12 protein-coding genes are annotated in these 16,723 nt (G+C 61.6%); 4 read left to right on the forward strand and 8 right to left on the reverse strand.

Annotation, left to right across the window (positions count from 1 at the left end; translation table 11 throughout):
* From CKW19_RS07445 to CKW19_RS07465, 5 genes are read right to left on the reverse strand one after another with little or no spacing between them, the layout of a single operon-like run.
* Window positions 1-1,620 (reverse strand): DUF2300 domain-containing protein, encoded by a 1,620-nt coding sequence (locus CKW19_RS07445; protein WP_095057304.1) that lies wholly within the window; start codon window positions 1,618-1,620, stop codon window positions 1-3.
* A 1-nt stretch (window position 1,621) separates the two neighbouring features.
* Window positions 1,622-6,181 (reverse strand): alpha-2-macroglobulin, encoded by a 4,560-nt coding sequence (locus CKW19_RS07450; RefSeq protein ID WP_095057305.1) that lies wholly within the window; start codon window positions 6,179-6,181, stop codon window positions 1,622-1,624.
* Window positions 6,178-6,828 (reverse strand): DUF1175 domain-containing protein, encoded by a 651-nt coding sequence (locus CKW19_RS07455; protein ID WP_095057306.1) that lies wholly within the window; start codon window positions 6,826-6,828, stop codon window positions 6,178-6,180. Before CKW19_RS07455 ends, CKW19_RS07450 begins: the two co-directional genes overlap by 4 nt.
* Entirely contained in the window at window positions 6,813-8,510 is a 1,698-nt protein-coding gene (locus CKW19_RS07460; protein WP_095057307.1) for a DUF2138 domain-containing protein, read from the reverse strand. The genes CKW19_RS07455 and CKW19_RS07460 overlap by 16 nt, the downstream gene beginning before the upstream one ends.
* 36 nt (window positions 8,511-8,546) lie before the next feature.
* Entirely contained in the window at window positions 8,547-9,338 is a 792-nt protein-coding gene (locus CKW19_RS07465) for a YfaP family protein (protein ID WP_095057308.1), read from the reverse strand.
* Between the two features lie 346 nt (window positions 9,339-9,684).
* On the opposite strand from CKW19_RS07465, the gene CKW19_RS07470 reads away from it, so the two are divergent.
* The 4 genes from CKW19_RS07470 (at window position 9,685) to CKW19_RS07485 (ending at window position 14,818) form a co-directional block, all read left to right on the forward strand.
* Window positions 9,685-9,927, forward strand: coding sequence for an exodeoxyribonuclease VII small subunit (locus CKW19_RS07470; RefSeq protein WP_007970180.1), 243 nt, complete (start codon window positions 9,685-9,687; stop codon window positions 9,925-9,927).
* Window positions 9,924-10,811, forward strand: coding sequence for a (2E,6E)-farnesyl diphosphate synthase (gene ispA, locus CKW19_RS07475; RefSeq protein ID WP_095057309.1), 888 nt, complete (start codon window positions 9,924-9,926; stop codon window positions 10,809-10,811). Before CKW19_RS07470 ends, ispA begins: the two co-directional genes overlap by 4 nt.
* A gap of 91 nt (window positions 10,812-10,902) precedes the next feature.
* Window positions 10,903-12,801 carry a 1-deoxy-D-xylulose-5-phosphate synthase gene (gene dxs, locus CKW19_RS07480; protein WP_095057310.1) on the forward strand — a complete coding sequence of 633 codons (1,899 nt, stop codon included), beginning with the start codon at window positions 10,903-10,905 and terminating at the stop codon, window positions 12,799-12,801.
* Window positions 12,802-12,931: 130 nt separating this feature from the next.
* Window positions 12,932-14,818 carry a TonB-dependent receptor domain-containing protein gene (locus tag CKW19_RS07485; RefSeq protein ID WP_095057311.1) on the forward strand — a complete coding sequence of 629 codons (1,887 nt, stop codon included), beginning with the start codon at window positions 12,932-12,934 and terminating at the stop codon, window positions 14,816-14,818.
* A gap of 38 nt (window positions 14,819-14,856) precedes the next feature.
* Here the strand turns inward: CKW19_RS07485 and CKW19_RS07490 are convergent, their stop codons facing one another.
* From CKW19_RS07490 to ribA, 3 genes are read right to left on the reverse strand one after another with little or no spacing between them, the layout of a single operon-like run.
* A complete protein-coding gene (locus CKW19_RS07490; protein ID WP_095057312.1) occupies window positions 14,857-15,657 on the reverse strand; it encodes a cobalamin-binding protein in 801 nt (266 codons plus the stop codon).
* A complete protein-coding gene (locus CKW19_RS07495) occupies window positions 15,657-16,076 on the reverse strand; it encodes an MFS transporter (protein WP_095057313.1) in 420 nt (139 codons plus the stop codon). Before CKW19_RS07495 ends, CKW19_RS07490 begins: the two co-directional genes overlap by 1 nt.
* On the reverse strand, window positions 16,073-16,690 hold the full coding sequence (gene ribA / locus CKW19_RS07500) for a GTP cyclohydrolase II (protein ID WP_095057314.1): 618 nt from the start codon (window positions 16,688-16,690) through the stop codon (window positions 16,073-16,075). Before ribA ends, CKW19_RS07495 begins: the two co-directional genes overlap by 4 nt.
* Window positions 16,691-16,723: the final 33 nt, after the last annotated feature.

Below are 16,723 nucleotides of genomic sequence, written 5' to 3' on the forward strand. Positions count from 1 at the left end.
CTATTCCAGCAAGAGGTGGCGGGCGAGCCCTTCGATGTAGGTTTCATCCTGGCCGTTGGGATGCGCTTCGAAGGCCAGGTGCAGGTATTCGTGGGTCAGGTCGAGTCGGTCTTGCAGCGACAGCACGCCGCGCACATAAATGCGCTGGCGTTCGCGGTCAACGTAGGGCCGGCCGAACGCCAGGCGGCACACGGCGAAGCTGCTGACTTCGTTGTAGCCGGTTTCGCTTTCCAGGCGCGGGCGCCAGGTGCGGCGCTGCGTTTTCAGCCAGTCTTGGGCGGCGGGCAGCGCTTCGCAGGAAGCGACCGGATTGTCCCAGCGGCTGAGGCTGGCGCGTGGGTAAGCGTGGAGCAGGATCGCGTCGTAACGTTGGCCAGCGCTGGCTTGCTCGACGGCTTGCTGCCAGGACAGTTTGTCCGGACCTGGTTGATCGGAATGGTAGGTGACGGTGCTGCCCGCCAGCACCAGGTCGCTGGTCCACGCGGCGATGTTGCGCGACTCGGCGCTGGCCGGACGCGGTGCAACGCGCTGACGGCTGCTGCTGTCGTCGATACTCAGGCAATCGCCATGACGCGTGGCGTTTTGCAGCAGGTATGTGCGGATGGCCACGGCCAGGGCTTTGGCGGCTTCAACCGGTTCGGCGCTGGCTTCACGTTGCAGAACCCGGGCGACGTATTCTTCGCGATCCACACGGGCAACGAGCGTGTCGTTCAGCAGAAAAAGTTCGCCGTCGCTGTGAATATCCAGCGCGTTACCGTTCATGAACTCGACACGATAAGCGCCCCGCAAGACGCCAGCGGCTACCACGCTTTCGCCCGACAACACGCGCCGCAGCGGGTATCGCGAAAACAGCCCGACTTCAACACAACGGTCCGCATCGGCCGGCCATTCAACCGGAATGACCGACGCCAACGCCGGCGCATAGTCACGCAAAACCCGCTGACTGGTCCCGCGCCCACCGGCCCAGATCGGCTCTGCGTCTGCCGTCCAGCCGGCAAACCCGCCCTGACGTGATGCGGCATCCTGATCCCCCAACCAGCTCCAGGTTTTCACCCGCAAGCGGCTGCCGAGTTCGCCTGCGACATTGCCATCCGCCGCATTCAGTACCACATCGAGCAACACACGCCGGGCCTGATCCTGTGCCGGCATGACCGCCAGCACCTTCAACAGCGCCGCCACCGAAACCCGTGTGGCCGGTTGCAGCGAAGGTAAATCGAGTAGCCATTCCGGTGCTTGCCGCGCCTGCCAATACACCCGCCAATCGGCGTCCTTGATGCCCAACCGCGCCGGTTCGAAATACAAACCACAGGATTTCACCAGCGCCTGATCCCGTTCGATCTTGCCGCCCGATGTGCAGCAGTAAACTTCTTCCTTCGACTGCCCACGACATTCATAGGCCGGTTCTCGTGCGCCGGTATCCACCAGCCAGGCATAGACAAACAACTTCCACACACTGCCCAGCGGCGCCTGCAAATCTGCGGGCAACGGCTCGCGAGAGATCGCTTGAGCACGATTCAACGACAACAATTCGCCCTTGAATGCCACGCGTAGCGGTTCGTCCTGCGCCATTGCCAGCGCAGGAATCAAACACAACAGCCACCCGAGCAGAGGCCGCCACACGTCAGTGAACCGTGACCTGACCGAGGGCCGGTTTCTGTTCCCGGGCCTGATGTTGTGGCGCATAGACCTGAGTGAAACGCACCGGCGGCAGGTTGAACTGGCCTTTTTGCGAGAAGCGCACCAAATGCCGCAGACGCAGTTCACCGCTCAAGGCATCGAGCGGAATGGCGTAGGCCATTTGCCCCGGCTCGAAACGTGCCTTTTCCAGTGCGCTCGGTTCGGTGCCGGCCTTGCCCATGAGCTTGATGCCCCAGGTCGTACGCTCGACATCTGCGCCCGGTGGCAACGGCACTTCGAGCATGCCGTAGCGCAGCGGTTTGGCGGCTTTGCTGGTGACGATCACTTCGTCCAGATACAGGCTGTCGCTGGACAGCGGCGCGCTGCCGCCCGCTTCCAGTTTGAAGGTGAATGCTTCATCTCCCGGCACCAGACGCGACAGACGACGGGTGATGGTGACCGCCATCGGATCGACCACCGCTTGTTGGCTTTGGAAGCTCAACGCGGCACGCAGCGGACGCTCTTGCACCCCGGTCAGTGACAACACGGCTGGCACCGGCGCAGCCCCCTGCCACGTCCAATACATTTCACCGGAAGCGCCATGCTGCTTCTTCCAGCCGTCACCCGGCGCGAGTGCGATCGTAGGCGACGCCTGTTCGATACTGCGTTGCAGCCAGGTAAGCGCCAGCGCACGTTCCAAAGTTGATTGCTGCGGCAACAGGCGTTGCAACAATGCTTGAGCATGAGCCTGATCGAACGGTTGCAGCGACAGGCTCAGCGCTTCGGCAAACGGTTGGGAACTGACCGCCAATCGTTGCTGCGCATCGGCCAGTTGCCGGTTGAAAGTCTCTGGCAGAGCGACCTTGGATTGTTTGGCCAAGGAGGCCGTCAACACACGTGCGGCGGCCAGACCGAGAGCAGAATCCGGGTCGCTCATGACGAGGCTGTCTTCGCCATCCTCCATCAGGTTCGCGGCAGTGCCCTCGCCCGCTTTCGACAGATCATCCATCAAACCGCTGAGCAGCGTATTGACCGGCAATTGCATCTGTTTGGCGAATGAAAGAATCAGCGCACGCTGCAACAACGGCGTGTTCTTCGCCTGTTTCGCGTACACCTCCAACACACGCTGCCAATGCTCCGGCGGCAGGCTCAGCTCCAACACCTGGCTGGCGTGCCAGTCGGCGTAATACGCGTAAGCGGTGAGGAACGCATCCGGCTCGCCGTCCATGCCCCACCAGGTGAACGCGGCCGACGGACCGGCCATTTGCACCAGACGCAATCGGCTGTTCTGCATGATCAGGCGCAAGCGATCGCGGACCTGAGGATTGGCTGCCAAGGTCGGGTAAGCGATGCTCAGCGGCAACAGGCGACTGGCCGTTTGCTCGACGCCGCCGTAGGGATAACTCAGCAGATCATCCAGCGCCGAGCGGAACAGTGCTTGCGGGCTGTCGTCCAGCCGCAGGCGGATGTCCGTTGCATCGGCCGGCAAGGTCAACGGTGTATCGCCGGTGGCGACGTCCAGGTTTTGGCTTTGCGTGACCTGCCAGCCTTCACCGGTCGCCGTCAGTTGCACGGCCAAGGCATCCGCGGGTTTGCCGTCCAGCAGCAACTCGGCGGTCCACTCACCGCTGGCCAGCGGGAATGCCCGCAAGGCGATGTAATTGATGCCGCTATTGAGCGTGACGGGCAGGCGCTGTTCGGAGCCCGCGTAACGGGTCACCAGTTCGGCCTTGACCGGTTTTTCGGCCTGACTGAACGCGAACACACCGAGGTCCGGTTTGTCACCGCTGCGGAATCGGGTCGGGCCGCTCCACTTCAGGTACAGCGGTTTTGCCGAGCGCACGAATTGTTTCTTCTGCCCGACCTGTCCGTCATCGGCGATGGCCCGCGCCGTGATGCGCCAGCGGGTCAGCGAGTCAGGCATCTTGAAGGTGAAACGGTTTTTTCCATTGGCATCGGTCAGCAACTCCGGTTGCCACGCAGCGGTGTCGACGTCTTCGCGACGCGGCCGCTCCAGCACTTTCACTCCGCGCTCGCTGCGATTAGCTTTACCCGGCGCACCTGGGCTGCCCGGTAATGCCACGTCGTAACTGATGAACGACAGGCTGGCGCTGGTGCGCACGTTGTTGCGTCGAGGATGGTAGAAAAACTGGTCGATGGTCGGCGCCACTTCCGGTTGCAGCGCGTAGACCATTTCGTCGACCACGCTGACGGTCAGATGCGCCGGAATCGGTTTGCCGGCGAACAGTGTGGTCAGGTCCACCGAGACCGTTTCGCCCGGCTGATAGGTCTCTTTATCCGTCGCGATGGCCACGTCGATCTGCGGCGTTATCACCTTGATGCCGGCGTTCTGGAAGCTGTACTGACCGCCCTTGGTGTAGAGCACCGAGAACGTCAGGTTCGGCGCAAAACCGTCCCGCACAGGAATGCGTGCGCGGTATTGGGTGTCGCTGAGCTTTTCCATCTTCAGCCAGTCCCCGCCCTTGGACAGCAGCGCGGTGGCTTCGACCTTGTCGCGTTCCAGCGACAGCAGCGCATCACTGATCGGCTCGGGAAACGTGATCAACGCCAGCGCTTCATCGCCAGCCTTGTACTCGGGTTTGTCGAGGACGATTTCCACGGTGCCGGGGACCGCTTTGACACCTTCACCCGTGACCGAATGTCCGGTCGCGCCGAGCGTGCGGCCATGGTCATCGCGCAGTGTCAGGTTGTAAGTGCCGGGACGCTCGAAGGCCAGGGTGAAGCCTTTGTCGGTTGCCGCCAGTTTGCCTTCGCCCGTGCTCTGATCTTCCAGGCGGACCCAACCGTAACTGCTTGGCGTCACCGCTTGCGCCTGCTCGCCTTCGCGGGCGTAGCTGAACCCAACCTTGTCGCCCACCGCGCTGAACCGTTGCGGCGCGCTCAAACGGAAATTCGCCGCACCGCGATCGATGAGGATTTCCTTGGTGGTCTTGACCCGATACGCCGCACCATCACTGGCGAAAACAGTGAGCATGTAGCGGCTCGGTTTTTCAGCCGCCGGCAGATCGAGCGTCGCGTTGCCTTTGGCGTCGGTGGTCAGTTCCGTGCTGGTCAACTCCACCGGGAATTGCCCGAGGTATTGCAGTTCGTTGTCGACCATCGACAGTTGCTGGGCGCGCAGGCTCAAGCTCAACTTGGCATTCGCCACCGGTTTCCCGTCCGGGTACAACAGCACCAGATTGCCCTTGACCGGCTCGCCGGTGCGGTAATCCGGCTTGGCCAGGTTCAGGGAAACCTCGAAGTGCGGCTTGATGTATTCGGCCACGCGGAACGCACTGCTGTAGACCTGATCCTTGTAGCTGAAACGCAACTCGTAGCCACCGGCCACGGCGTTGTCCGGCAACTGAAAGCGACCCTGGGTGCCAGCCTTGGAATCCAGTTTCAGGTCGAGAGACTGCAGTGCCGTACCCGTCGCATCCAGCACGGTCACGTTGACGTCGGCAGCGGTGGGCTGCACCGAATCCCGAGCATTCTTGAACTCGCGCCCGACGATTTTCAGCGACACCCAATCCCCCGGCCGGTACAGCGGCCGGTCGGTGAAGGCATAGAGTTTGGTGTCGTAGATTTCACTGTCGTAGTAGAAGTTTTCCGAGACGAACACCCCACCCTCTTCGTCCTCACCAATCACGAACGAGCGCTCGGGGCTGACGTGTTTCAGGCGCAGCAAACCGTCGGCATCGGTGGCACCGCTGCTCATCACGCCGAGGCCATCGGTCCACAACACATTGACCTTGGGCACCGAGCTGCCTTCGTGTTTGCGCGCCGCCCACACCAGCAATTCGTCACCGGCGATCTTGCTGACCGCCACGGTGTTTGAGACGAAGACCATGGTGGTCGCGCGGTACTTGCCGATCAACGCTTCCACCAGATACAGACCCGGTTTCAGGTTGCCCAACGGGATATACACGTTGCCCGGCGCCTCACTGACAAACTCACTGGAAGACCCTGCCAGGTTAACGCCCGCTGGCGGCTGAATCGGCTTGGCTTGCCACAGTGGATAACGGAACTGGCTGACCACCGGCAAACCCGGAATCAGTGCAAATTGCGGCTGCGCGTCGTAGGGCGTTGGCGCGACCATGGCGTTGCCCATCTTCAGTTCCGGCACTTCCTCGGTGACCTGTTGACGCGACTCGTAGGAAAACGCCCGCTGCATCACCCGACGGGATTTGCGGTACCAGTTGTCCCACAGGTAAGCCAACGTATTGGACAATCCTTCACCCTTGAACTGGCCGTCACTGACCACGCGGTGCAGGTTCTTTTGGCGCTTGAGGAAATCCAGCGGCTTGTCGATGCGATACACCCGAATGTCGGCGCCACCGTACGGTTCCATGCGATAGCGCCGGTAGTCACGACCCGGCGCCTCGAGGCGCACCATCGCCTGTTCATCGCTGGCGAAACTGCTGTCGGCCAGCAGGAAAAAACTTTCGCCCGCCACCGGCGTGTAGCCGCTTGGCTCGACGGTGTCGTCGGCATTGACCGCCGAGAACGGCAGTATCAACACCAACAGCAGAGACAGAAAACGCAGCATGCGGGCACCGGTCATTGGGAGAGAAAATTCAGTCGATAGACGCCGATGAAGTTGGGGTTGGCTGCATCGGGTATCCATCGCGTGTCCTTCCATGTCATGAGTTGCTGCAGGCTTGCCGAACGCATGCCGTTGTCGGTGGGGGTGGTGGAGCCGGTGTGATAGGCGATGTAGCGGCCCATCCAGATCATCAGGTGCTGATCGTCGCCCTGATCGAAAAACATCAGGTCGCCAGGACGAGCTTGAGACACATCGCGACTGACCAGATGACTGTTGAACTGAATCAGTTTGATCGCGTTGACATACGGCCCGACCTTGCCGCCGCCCTGCTGCCATTGCTGGGCGAGACGACGCTGGGCATCGCTCAGTTGCAACTCCGGCGGCAGGTAGCGATTGGACAGGCCATTGCTGCGCAGCCATTTGTCGTCATGGATTTTCAGCGCTTCATTGGCGGCAAACCGCACCAGCCCGGCGCAGTCCTGTTGATACCAGCGCGGGCTCGGGCCCTGGCTCAATTGCTCCTGGGCGATGCGCACAAACCAGGCGCGGAAGACCTGGGATTGCTGCGGGTCGAGCGCGGGCGCTTCGATGGCCCGGGCGCCGGCACTCAGCAGCAAAGCGAGTAAACCAAGGCTGCGGATCAGTGCGCTCACAGGGCTTTCCATTCCAGCGGCAGCCATTGCCAATGGCCGTCGGGCTCACTGCCTTCGGGCAAGGTCAGCGCATATTTGCCGTAACCGCCGAGCTTGCGCAGTTTCGGAATCAGGTAGGTTTGCGCGGCGTTGAAGAACACCGGTTCCATGTCTTGGGGCAGGCTGTCGAGGGTTTCCTGCTGCATCAGTTGCGCCATGGATTCCGGGCCGAAGTACACCGGCATCAGCAGGTCTTTGGGCACCACATCGGCCATCGGTGGGAAGCGTTTATCGAGGGTGCCGAGGGCCTTGTCGACGAGTTTGTCGTCGAGGGAAAACAGCAGCGTCGAACCGTGCCGCGCCAGACTCACACGCATGAATGCCTTGCCGCTGATCGCCTCCGGATTCTCGGCGTCCTTGGCTTTGTACGGGCCAAAACTGGAACTGACTTGCCGCTGCCACTGATGGCTCTGCGCTTCCTGTTTTTCCACAACCGGGAACACGTGCTCGTCGACGTTGCTTTCATAGGCACCGACCATCGAACCAAACAACTGGCCCAGATCGCCATCGAGTTTGTCGCCATCCTCATCATTCAGACTGGCCACCAGCAACGGCGTGTACAGCCGCGAGTCGGCGTACCAGCACAGGCCCGCCGCGCCGGCCATCTGTTCGGTCAACGCTTTGGCCACGCGGTCTTCGGCACCGAGTTTCACCAGCAGCGGTTTCTGCTGTTCCGCCGCCAGCGGTAGCGCTACGCAAGCGCTGGCGCCCATGGGCATGGCTTGCCAGATCGGCTTGAAATCGAAGTCGGGTTGATTGTCCAGCTCGTCCATGGCCAGAAAGCTGTGCCAGCCCTTGTCGTCCATGTCGAAACGCAGGCCGGCGAAATTTGGAATGAAACGCTGATACCCCATGGCCAACACACTGGCATTGACCGACAGGCGTTGCTTCACGTCCGGCGCGCGGGGTGGCAGGCCGAAGGCTTCGGGGAACAGTTTTTCGCCGTTGAGCAACGCGGCAAGTGCGGTAGTCGAGACACCGCCTGGTTCCGCGACGGCACCGCCTTGAGGGTCGTAGAGTTTCGCCGGATTGGACAACACCACCAGTTTGTCGCCATGGGAAGCGAACAGCAGCGCCTTGCTGGCGTTGTAGTTGAGTTGATAGAGCGCCACATCGTCGGCACCGACTTTCACATCTGCGATTTTGCTCAGCTGCGAATCATCCAGCGCCACTTTCGCCAGCGGTTCCAGCACCTTGGCCAGGCCGCCACGATCCATCACCAGCAGGAAATCCTTGAGCCGGCCATCCACTCCGCGCCACAACGCCACATCTGCCGGTTGATCGAACAGTTGCTCGATCAGCGTGTCCTGAAACTTCAGGTCATGCTCGTAAATGATCCGCCGCAAGCTGCCGATCAACCCGAGGCGATCGGCGTGGGTTTCGTAGTAGAAAACAAAATCCTCAGTCAGGGTTTCCTTGAGGAACGGCACGGCCAGCAGGTCCTTGGGCAACTGGCTCAAGGAATGGGTTTCGAGCAAACCGTCGGGGCGGCTCATGCCGAGTTTTTCCGCCGCCAGTTGCGGTGCCGGGGCTTTGTTTTTTTGCATCAGCCAGCCCATGCCGGCGACCACGCCCGCGACCAGGCACAGCCCGACGACAATGGCTGGCCAACGGCGGGACGGTTTGGCGGCCGGCGTTGCAGTGTTTTCGCTCATATTCACAAAACCCAGTTCATCCGTGGAGCGGGATGCTTAATAGTTGAAAGTCTTGACCAGCAGCAGGTCACCGATCGCGCGCAGGGGCACGATGAAGGTCTCGCGTTTTTCGTCGACGGTGTTTTCGTTGAGCACCAGGTTGATCTGTGAAGTGATCACCTCGTTCTGGTTGCCGGCCTCATCGAAGTTATAGCCGCCGCTGCCGAAGTTGCCCCAGTAGTTCACGTAAACCAGATAGGTGCCGTGCAGCGGTGCGGTCATGGTGAACATTTCCGGACCCGGGCCGTCGACGCCGTCCGGGTCGAGGCCACCGCCGTTGGTCAAGGCCGAGTGGGCCCAGAACGCATGCTGACCGTCAGGTGTGACGATATGCAGATCGAGCTCGGCTTTCGGATCGTCCCAACCCAGCACCACACGAATCCGTGCAGGCGTGCGCAGGTTGTTGGCTTCATAGAATTGAACGCGTTTGAGGGACTGGCCTTCGGCGCTGCGCACTTCGACACTGTTGGAACCGGCACCGAACGCGTACGGTCGGGCAAAACGACCTTGATCGTCGGTATACAGGTTCAAGGGATTGCCGTTGACCGCCAGGGTGTGTGGCCCGCGCGGGGTGCCAAGGGCCTTGAGTCTGCCTTCGATCATCGTGCGATTGCGCTGCACGCCCCGATCAATCGGCGGCGTGGGATAGGCGACTCGCGGGTTTTCGCTACGGTCCAGCAAACCGTTGAAACGCCAGCCGCCCACCGGTTCCGACAACTCGGCACTCGCCGCGGCCGCAAGCATTGGCGCGCAGGCCAGCCCGATCAGCAACAAAAGAAATGAGCGCATGCGACGCCTCCTGCCATGCATGACGAAACCTTGCGCCCGATCCTCGGCGCGTTACAGAGGTGAATACTGCGTTTCGTCTGAAAGACCCATAAGTGTCGGGTCGTAGATAGAGCGAAGGTTAGCCACTGGGATGTTTTTTAACAATCGGATGTGTCTCAAAGTGCGCATGGATTCACGACCTGTGGTGGGCGCAGTACGCGCTATCAGATTCGCTATCCTGATAACTCGCCACTGTAGGAGCTGCCGAAGGCTGCGCCTACAAGGAGAGTGCGTCGCCGTGAGTTTGCCCATGAACCCCCTATCTGCTAGTGTCGCGCCGGTTTAACGTCAACCGGAAATCGCCGCCATGGCCCGCAAAAAAGCTGCACTGGATTTCGAACAATCCCTCGCCGACCTGCAAACGCTGGTGGAGCGTCTGGAGAATGGCGAATTGTCGCTGGAGGACTCGCTGGCCGCTTTCGAGCAAGGTATCGGTCTGACCCGCGATTGCCAGGCGGCGCTGGCCCAGGCCGAGCAAAAGGTTCAGGTGCTGCTCGAGCGTGATGGCGAGCTGGCCGAGGAACCCTTCGACGCGGATCAACCAGAATGATCGCAGCGTACTCGGCAAGCAGTCAGGCCCGCGTCAACGCAGCCCTGGAAACCCTGTTCACCGCCCCAAGTCCAGAGCTGGCGCGACTGTACGAAGCCATGCGCTACAGCGTGATGAACGGCGGCAAACGCGTTCGTCCGTTGCTGGCCTACGCCGCGTGCGAAGCGTTGGGCGGCAAGCCCGAGCAAGCCAACGGCGCAGCCTGTGCCGTGGAGCTGATCCACGCCTACTCGCTGGTGCATGACGATTTGCCGGCCATGGACGATGACGACCTGCGTCGCGGCCAGCCGACCACCCACAAGAAATTCGACGAAGCCTGCGCGATCCTCGCCGGTGACGGCTTGCAGAGCCTGGCCTTCAGCGCCCTGCTCGACCCGCGCCTGAGTTCATCGGACGCCGAGATCCGCCTGCAAATGGTCAGCGCCCTCGCACTGGCCGCAGGCCCGGCGGGCATGGTCGGCGGTCAGGCCATCGACCTCGGCTCGGTCGGCCTGAAGCTGGATCAGAAAGCCCTTGAATACATGCACCGGCACAAGACCGGCGCGCTGATCGAGGTCAGCGTCAAACTCGGCGCCCTGGCCAGTGGCCGTGCCGAGGAGGACGAGCTGAAATACTTGCAGACTTATGCACAGGCCATCGGCCTGGCGTTCCAGGTCCAGGACGATATTCTCGACGTCGAAAGCGATACCGCCACCCTCGGCAAACGCCAGGGCGCCGACATCGCACGGGACAAACCGACCTACCCGGCCCTGCTCGGTCTTGAAGCCGCCAAGGCCTACGCCCTGGAACTGCGCGATCAGGCCCTGCACGCGCTGCGACCGTTTGACGCGGCGGCCGAGCCGTTGCGCGATCTGGCCCGTTATATCGTCGATCGCCGCAGCTGACGGCGATTGCGCCAAAAAAGACCTACGCGTGGGCAGGGGGCGATGCATCAGGTAAACTGCCGCATCTTTTATACCTATAACGATTCGCCTGATGCCCACGACGTTTCATGAGATTCCCCGCAAGCGCCCAACCACGCCCCTGCTCGACCGCGCGAATACGCCGGACGGCCTGCGCCGGTTAGGCGAAGCCGAGCTGGAAACCCTGGCCGATGAGTTGCGCCTGGAATTGCTCTACACGGTCGGCCAGACCGGTGGGCATTTCGGTGCCGGGCTGGGCGTGATCGAGCTGACCATCGCATTGCATTACGTCTTCGACACCCCGGACGACCGGCTGGTGTGGGACGTGGGTCATCAGGCTTATCCGCACAAGATCCTCACCGGTCGCCGCGAGCGCATGGTCACTCTGCGCCAGAAAGACGGCATTGCCGCTTTCCCGCGCCGCTCCGAGAGCGAGTACGACACCTTCGGCGTCGGCCACTCCAGCACCTCGATCAGCGCAGCGCTGGGCATGGCCATTGCCGCCCGCCTGCAAAACAGCGATCGCAAAGCCATCGCTGTGATCGGCGACGGTGCGTTGACCGCCGGCATGGCGTTCGAGGCGCTGAACCATGCGCCGGAAGTGGACGCCAACATGCTGGTGATCCTCAACGACAACGACATGTCGATCTCGCGCAACGTCGGCGGCTTGTCGAACTACCTGGCGAAGATCCTTTCCAGCCGCACCTACGCGAGCATGCGCGAAGGCAGCAAGAAAGTGCTGTCGCGCCTGCCCGGTGCCTGGGAAATCGCCCGCCGTACCGAAGAATACGCAAAAGGCATGCTGGTCCCCGGCACGTTGTTTGAAGAACTCGGCTGGAACTACATCGGCCCGATCGATGGCCACGACCTGCCAACCCTGATCGCCACCCTGCGCAACATGCGCGATCTGAAGGGCCCGCAGTTCCTGCATGTCGTCACCAAGAAAGGCAAAGGCTTCGCCCCGGCAGAAGTCGACCCGATCGGTTACCACGCCATCACCAAACTCGAACCGCTGGGCGCCCCGGCCGTTGCGCCGAAAAAGGCCAGCGGGCCGAAGTACTCCGGCGTGTTCGGTGAATGGTTGTGCGATATGGCGGCTGCCGACTCGCGACTGGTGGGCATTACCCCGGCGATGAAGGAAGGCTCGGACCTGGTGGCGTTCAGCGAGCGTTTCCCGCTGCGCTACTTCGACGTGGCGATTGCCGAGCAGCACGCGGTGACGTTTGCCGCCGGCATGGCCTGCGAAGGTGCGAAACCGGTGGTGGCGATCTACTCGACGTTCCTGCAACGCGGTTACGACCAACTGGTGCATGACGTTGCGGTGCAGAACCTCGACGTGCTGTTCGCCATCGACCGCGCCGGTCTGGTGGGCGAAGACGGCCCGACTCACGCCGGCAGCTTCGACCTGTCCTATCTGCGCTGCATCCCCGGCATGCTGGTGATGACCCCGAGCGATGAGAACGAACTGCGTAAAATGCTCACCACCGGTCACCTGTACAACGGCCCGGCGGCGGTGCGCTACCCACGCGGCAACGGCCCGAACGCGACGATTGAAAAAGACCTCGAACCGATTGAAATCGGCAAGGGCGTGATTCGCCGTCAGGGCAGCAAGGTCGCCCTGCTGGTGTTCGGCGTGCAACTGGCCGAGGCACTGAAAGTCGCCGAGAAGCTGGATGCGACCGTGGTCGACATGCGCTTCGTCAAACCACTGGATGAAGAGCTGGTACGCGAAATCGCGGCCAGCCATGATCTGTTGGTGACCGTCGAAGAGAACGCAATCATGGGCGGTGCCGGTGGTGCTGTCAGCGAATTCCTCGCCCGCGAGAACATCCTCAAGTCGATGCTGCACCTGGGCTTGCCGGACATCTACGTCGAACACGCCAAGCCTGCGCAAATGCTGGCCGAATGCGGGCTGGATGAAGCCGGGATTGAAGCGTCCATTCGCGAACGCCTGCAACTGCTCAACCTCTAACCCCGATACCACACCTGTAGGAGCCGGCTTGCTGCGGGCGGCGTTCCGACGATGGCGCGTCCAAGGACGCCATCGCTGGCAAGCCAGCTCCTACAGGGACTGTGTACTCCTGCGTTTCTACGAAAAAACTATGAATTTCTTCCGCCTCGCCCTGACGCTGACCCTGCTGCCAGCCGGCCCACTGCTGGCCGACACCTTCGAACGCGATCAAGCCCTGAAACTGCCCGACGTGCTGATCAGTGCCAACCGTCAGGTCGAAGCGCGCAACGACAGCAGCGCCGCCAATACCGTGTTCACCCGCGAAGACATCGACCGCCTGCAACCCAACAGCGTCACCGACCTGCTGCGTCGCGTGCCTGGCGTTCAAGTGGCACAAAGCGGCGGACGCGGCAGTTTGCCGGGGGTCTACATCCGAGGCACTCAATCGGCGCAGAGCCTGGTGCTGGTGGACGGCCAACGCATCGGCAGCTCGACCTCCGGCGACAGCAACCTGCAACACATCAACATCGAACAGGTCGAGCGCGTGGAAGTGTTGCGTGGCTCCCGTTCGGTGATTTATGGCAGCGATGCAATTGGCGGGGTGATCCAGATTTTCACCCGCCGTGGCGGCGAACCCGGGTTGCGACCGCAGCTTCATGTCGGCGTTGGCAGCAACCAGACGTGGGAGCGCAGCCTCGGCTTGTCCGGTGGCGATGAACAAACCCGCTTCAACCTCGGCGCCAGCCTTGATGAGACCGCCGGGATCAACCGCACCCACGAGTCGTATCCGAGTGATGGTGACCATGACGCGTACCGCAACAAATCGTTCAGCCTGAGCCTGAGCCATGCTCTGAACGACGACGTCGAAATCGGCGCCAACGTGTTGGAGAACCGTGGCAAGAGCGAGTTTGATAGTCCGTTCGGCCGTTACGACTACGTCACGGGCAACTCTTATCAACAGCAGCCCTACAACGAATTCGATATCAGCAGTGTCAGCAGCTACGTCGACGCCCGGGTCAACGCGGCGTGGAATACCCGCGTCGAACTCGGCCACAGCGAAAACCGCGAGAAGACGCTGGACAAGCTCAGCGATGAACGCAGCGTGTTCAACACCTACCGCGACTCGGTGAACTGGCAGAACGATCTGACCCTCACTGAGCGCAACAGCCTGATGATCGGTGGCGACTGGTACGAGGACCGGATCAACAGCAGCACTGCGTTCGATGAAGACAGTCGCTGGAACCGCGCGGCATTTATCCAGCATCGCTATCGGGCCGACCGTTTTTCCACGGAGCTGGGCTTGCGTCACGACGACAACCAGCAGTTCGGCAGCCAGAACACCTGGAGCGGCACCTTCACCCTGCCGCTGAATCCGGACAACGAAGTGTTGCTGAGTTACAGCGAAGGCTTCCGCGCGCCGACCTTCAACGACCTGTATTACCCGGATTACAGCAACCCGGACCTGAAGCCCGAGACGTCGAAAAGCTATGAACTGCAATGGCGCAGTCAGCTGACCGAGAACAGTCGCCTGGAGGCTTCGCTCTACCGGACAGACCTCGAAGACGCGATCATCTTCGGTAGCAATTCACAGCCTGAAAACGTCGCCTCGGCACGAATCAACGGCTTCGAAGCCGCGTTGAAACAGGAGCTGTTCGGCTGGCAGAGCAACCTTGGCGTGGCGGTCATCGACCCACGGGACCGCGACACCGGCCACACCCTGGCCCGCCGCGCACGACGCACGTTGAGCCTGGACCTGGATCGGCAGTTCGATCGCCTGGGCCTCGGCGCCAGTTGGCAAGCGGTCAGCAGCAGCTATGACGATTTGAACAATCAGCAGCCGTTGGGGGGTTATGCACTATTGGGACTGCGCGGCAATTGGGCACTCAATCGTGAAATCAAGCTGGAGCTGAAGGTGGATAACCTGCTGGACAAGGGTTACAGCCGGGCGATGTATAGCCATGAAGGCAGTCAGTACGGGTATCGCGAGGAAGGTCGGGCGTGGATGTTCGGGGTGACGTGGACGCCGGAGATCCACTGAGATCCATTGTAGGAGGCAGTGTGTCGGTACATCGCAACTCAGCGCTCAGGATCGATCAGTTGACACAGCTTTGCAGTCGCCTCGACCATCTGCCCACTCGGCCGCTCCAGGCCTTTGTCTGTCACTAAGCGTAATTGCTGCTGCTTGACCGCCGCTACTTGCGGCCACGCTTTCCACGCCTCGAGCTGCGCCTGATCACTGGACAGAATCACCTCGGGATTGCGCTGAAGCACGGCCTCTACGCTGACTTGCGGTGCTGGCAGCGGCAGATCGGCAAACACGTTCTTCGCCCCGCAGACGTCCAGCGCATCACTGATGATCTGCCCTCCCCCCACCGTGTACAGCGGTCGATCCCAAACTTGATAGAACACGCGTAACGGCACCTCTCGACGATAGCGTTGGCGCAGTTCACCCAGCCGCTGGCGTAAATCGCCGGCCAATGAAATTCCGCGTTCAGGCCGGCCGAGTTGAGCGGCAATGGTCTCGATCTGTGCGGCGAGTTGGTCCAGGCTTTGGGGCTCGACGACGAAAGTCGGGATGTTCAGACGCTTGAGCTGGTCACGCTGGGCCGGGCCGACACTGCCGGGCCAGAGCAACAGCAAATCAGGTTTCAGGCTGAGCAACCGCTCCATGTCCAGCTGACCGTAACGCCCCACCGAGGGCAGGTCCTTGAGTTCTGCCGGGCGCTCACCGGCATCCAGCACACCCACCAAAAGGTCTGCGGAGCCCAGTTCAACGACGATTTCAGAAAGCGAAGGTGCAAGGCTGACAACGCGTTCGATACCGACGGCCGCGTTGCTGATGACCAGCAGCAGAACCGCCAGCCAGACAGGGCGCATCAACCGAGTTGACGCGGAATACGGTAGAGGTAGAACAGCACCGTGGTCGACAGCGCCAGCAGCACCAGCGGTACGGCTTCAAGCCCGACAAACACTGCCAGCGCACCGATCCACGCCGGCAGACCGGCCGCGAGAAATGCCGTGCGGCGCTTGGCCGCCAGGCTGACCCATGCGGCGGGCTCTTCAGGGGTATCGAGGGCTTTCTGGGTGGCGATCAGCGCGTGTTTATAAGCGCCGAAGAACTTCAGGCTGACAAACATCGAGGCCACACCGGCGATGAACAGCGGCATGGCGAGCACCGGCAGGATCGACTCGCTCTGGCCAAACACTGCGTTGATCACGAAGAGAGGCAACAACGCCAGCGCAAGGTATTGCCACCAATTGACGGACAGTCGCCGCCGCACCTGACCGCGGGTCACGCCCGGTCTGCCTCGCCCTGATGCTCATTGCCCATCATGTGGTCGAGCTTGCTGGCCTTGGTCGCCAGGTAGAGTCGGTTATGCGGGTTGTGCCCGGTGTGCAGCGGCACGCGCTCGGCAACCACGATACCCATGTCGGTCAAGGCTTTGACCTTGCGCGGGTTGTTGGTCATCAGGCGCAGGGATTTCACGCCCAGATGCTCCAGCATCGGCAGGCACATGGCGTAATCACGCTGGTCGGCGGCAAAGCCCAGGCGCTCGTTGGCTTCAACGGTGTCGGCACCGCCGTCCTGCAATTCGTAGGCGCGGATCTTGTTCAGCAGGCCAATGCCACGACCTTCCTGACGCAAGTAAAGCAACACGCCACGCCCCTCACGGGCGATGGCCTGCAAGGCCGCCTCCAGTTGCGAGCCGCAGTCGCAACGCTGGCTGAACAAGGCATCGCCCGTCAGGCATTCGGAATGCAGCCGGCCGAGTACCGGGGCACCGTCGGCAAATTCACCCAGGCTCAGCACGACGTGCTCGCGGCCGGTGGCCTCATCGAGAAAACCATGCATGGTGAATTGCGCAAAAGGCGTTGGCAGCTTGGAAGCGGCGACAAAAACGACAGGCACCGGTGTGCTCCTGATTGAAAGATTCTGAAGTTC

The organism is Pseudomonas sp. Irchel s3f7, assembly GCF_900187615.1.
Classification (GTDB): domain Bacteria; phylum Pseudomonadota; class Gammaproteobacteria; order Pseudomonadales; family Pseudomonadaceae; genus Aquipseudomonas.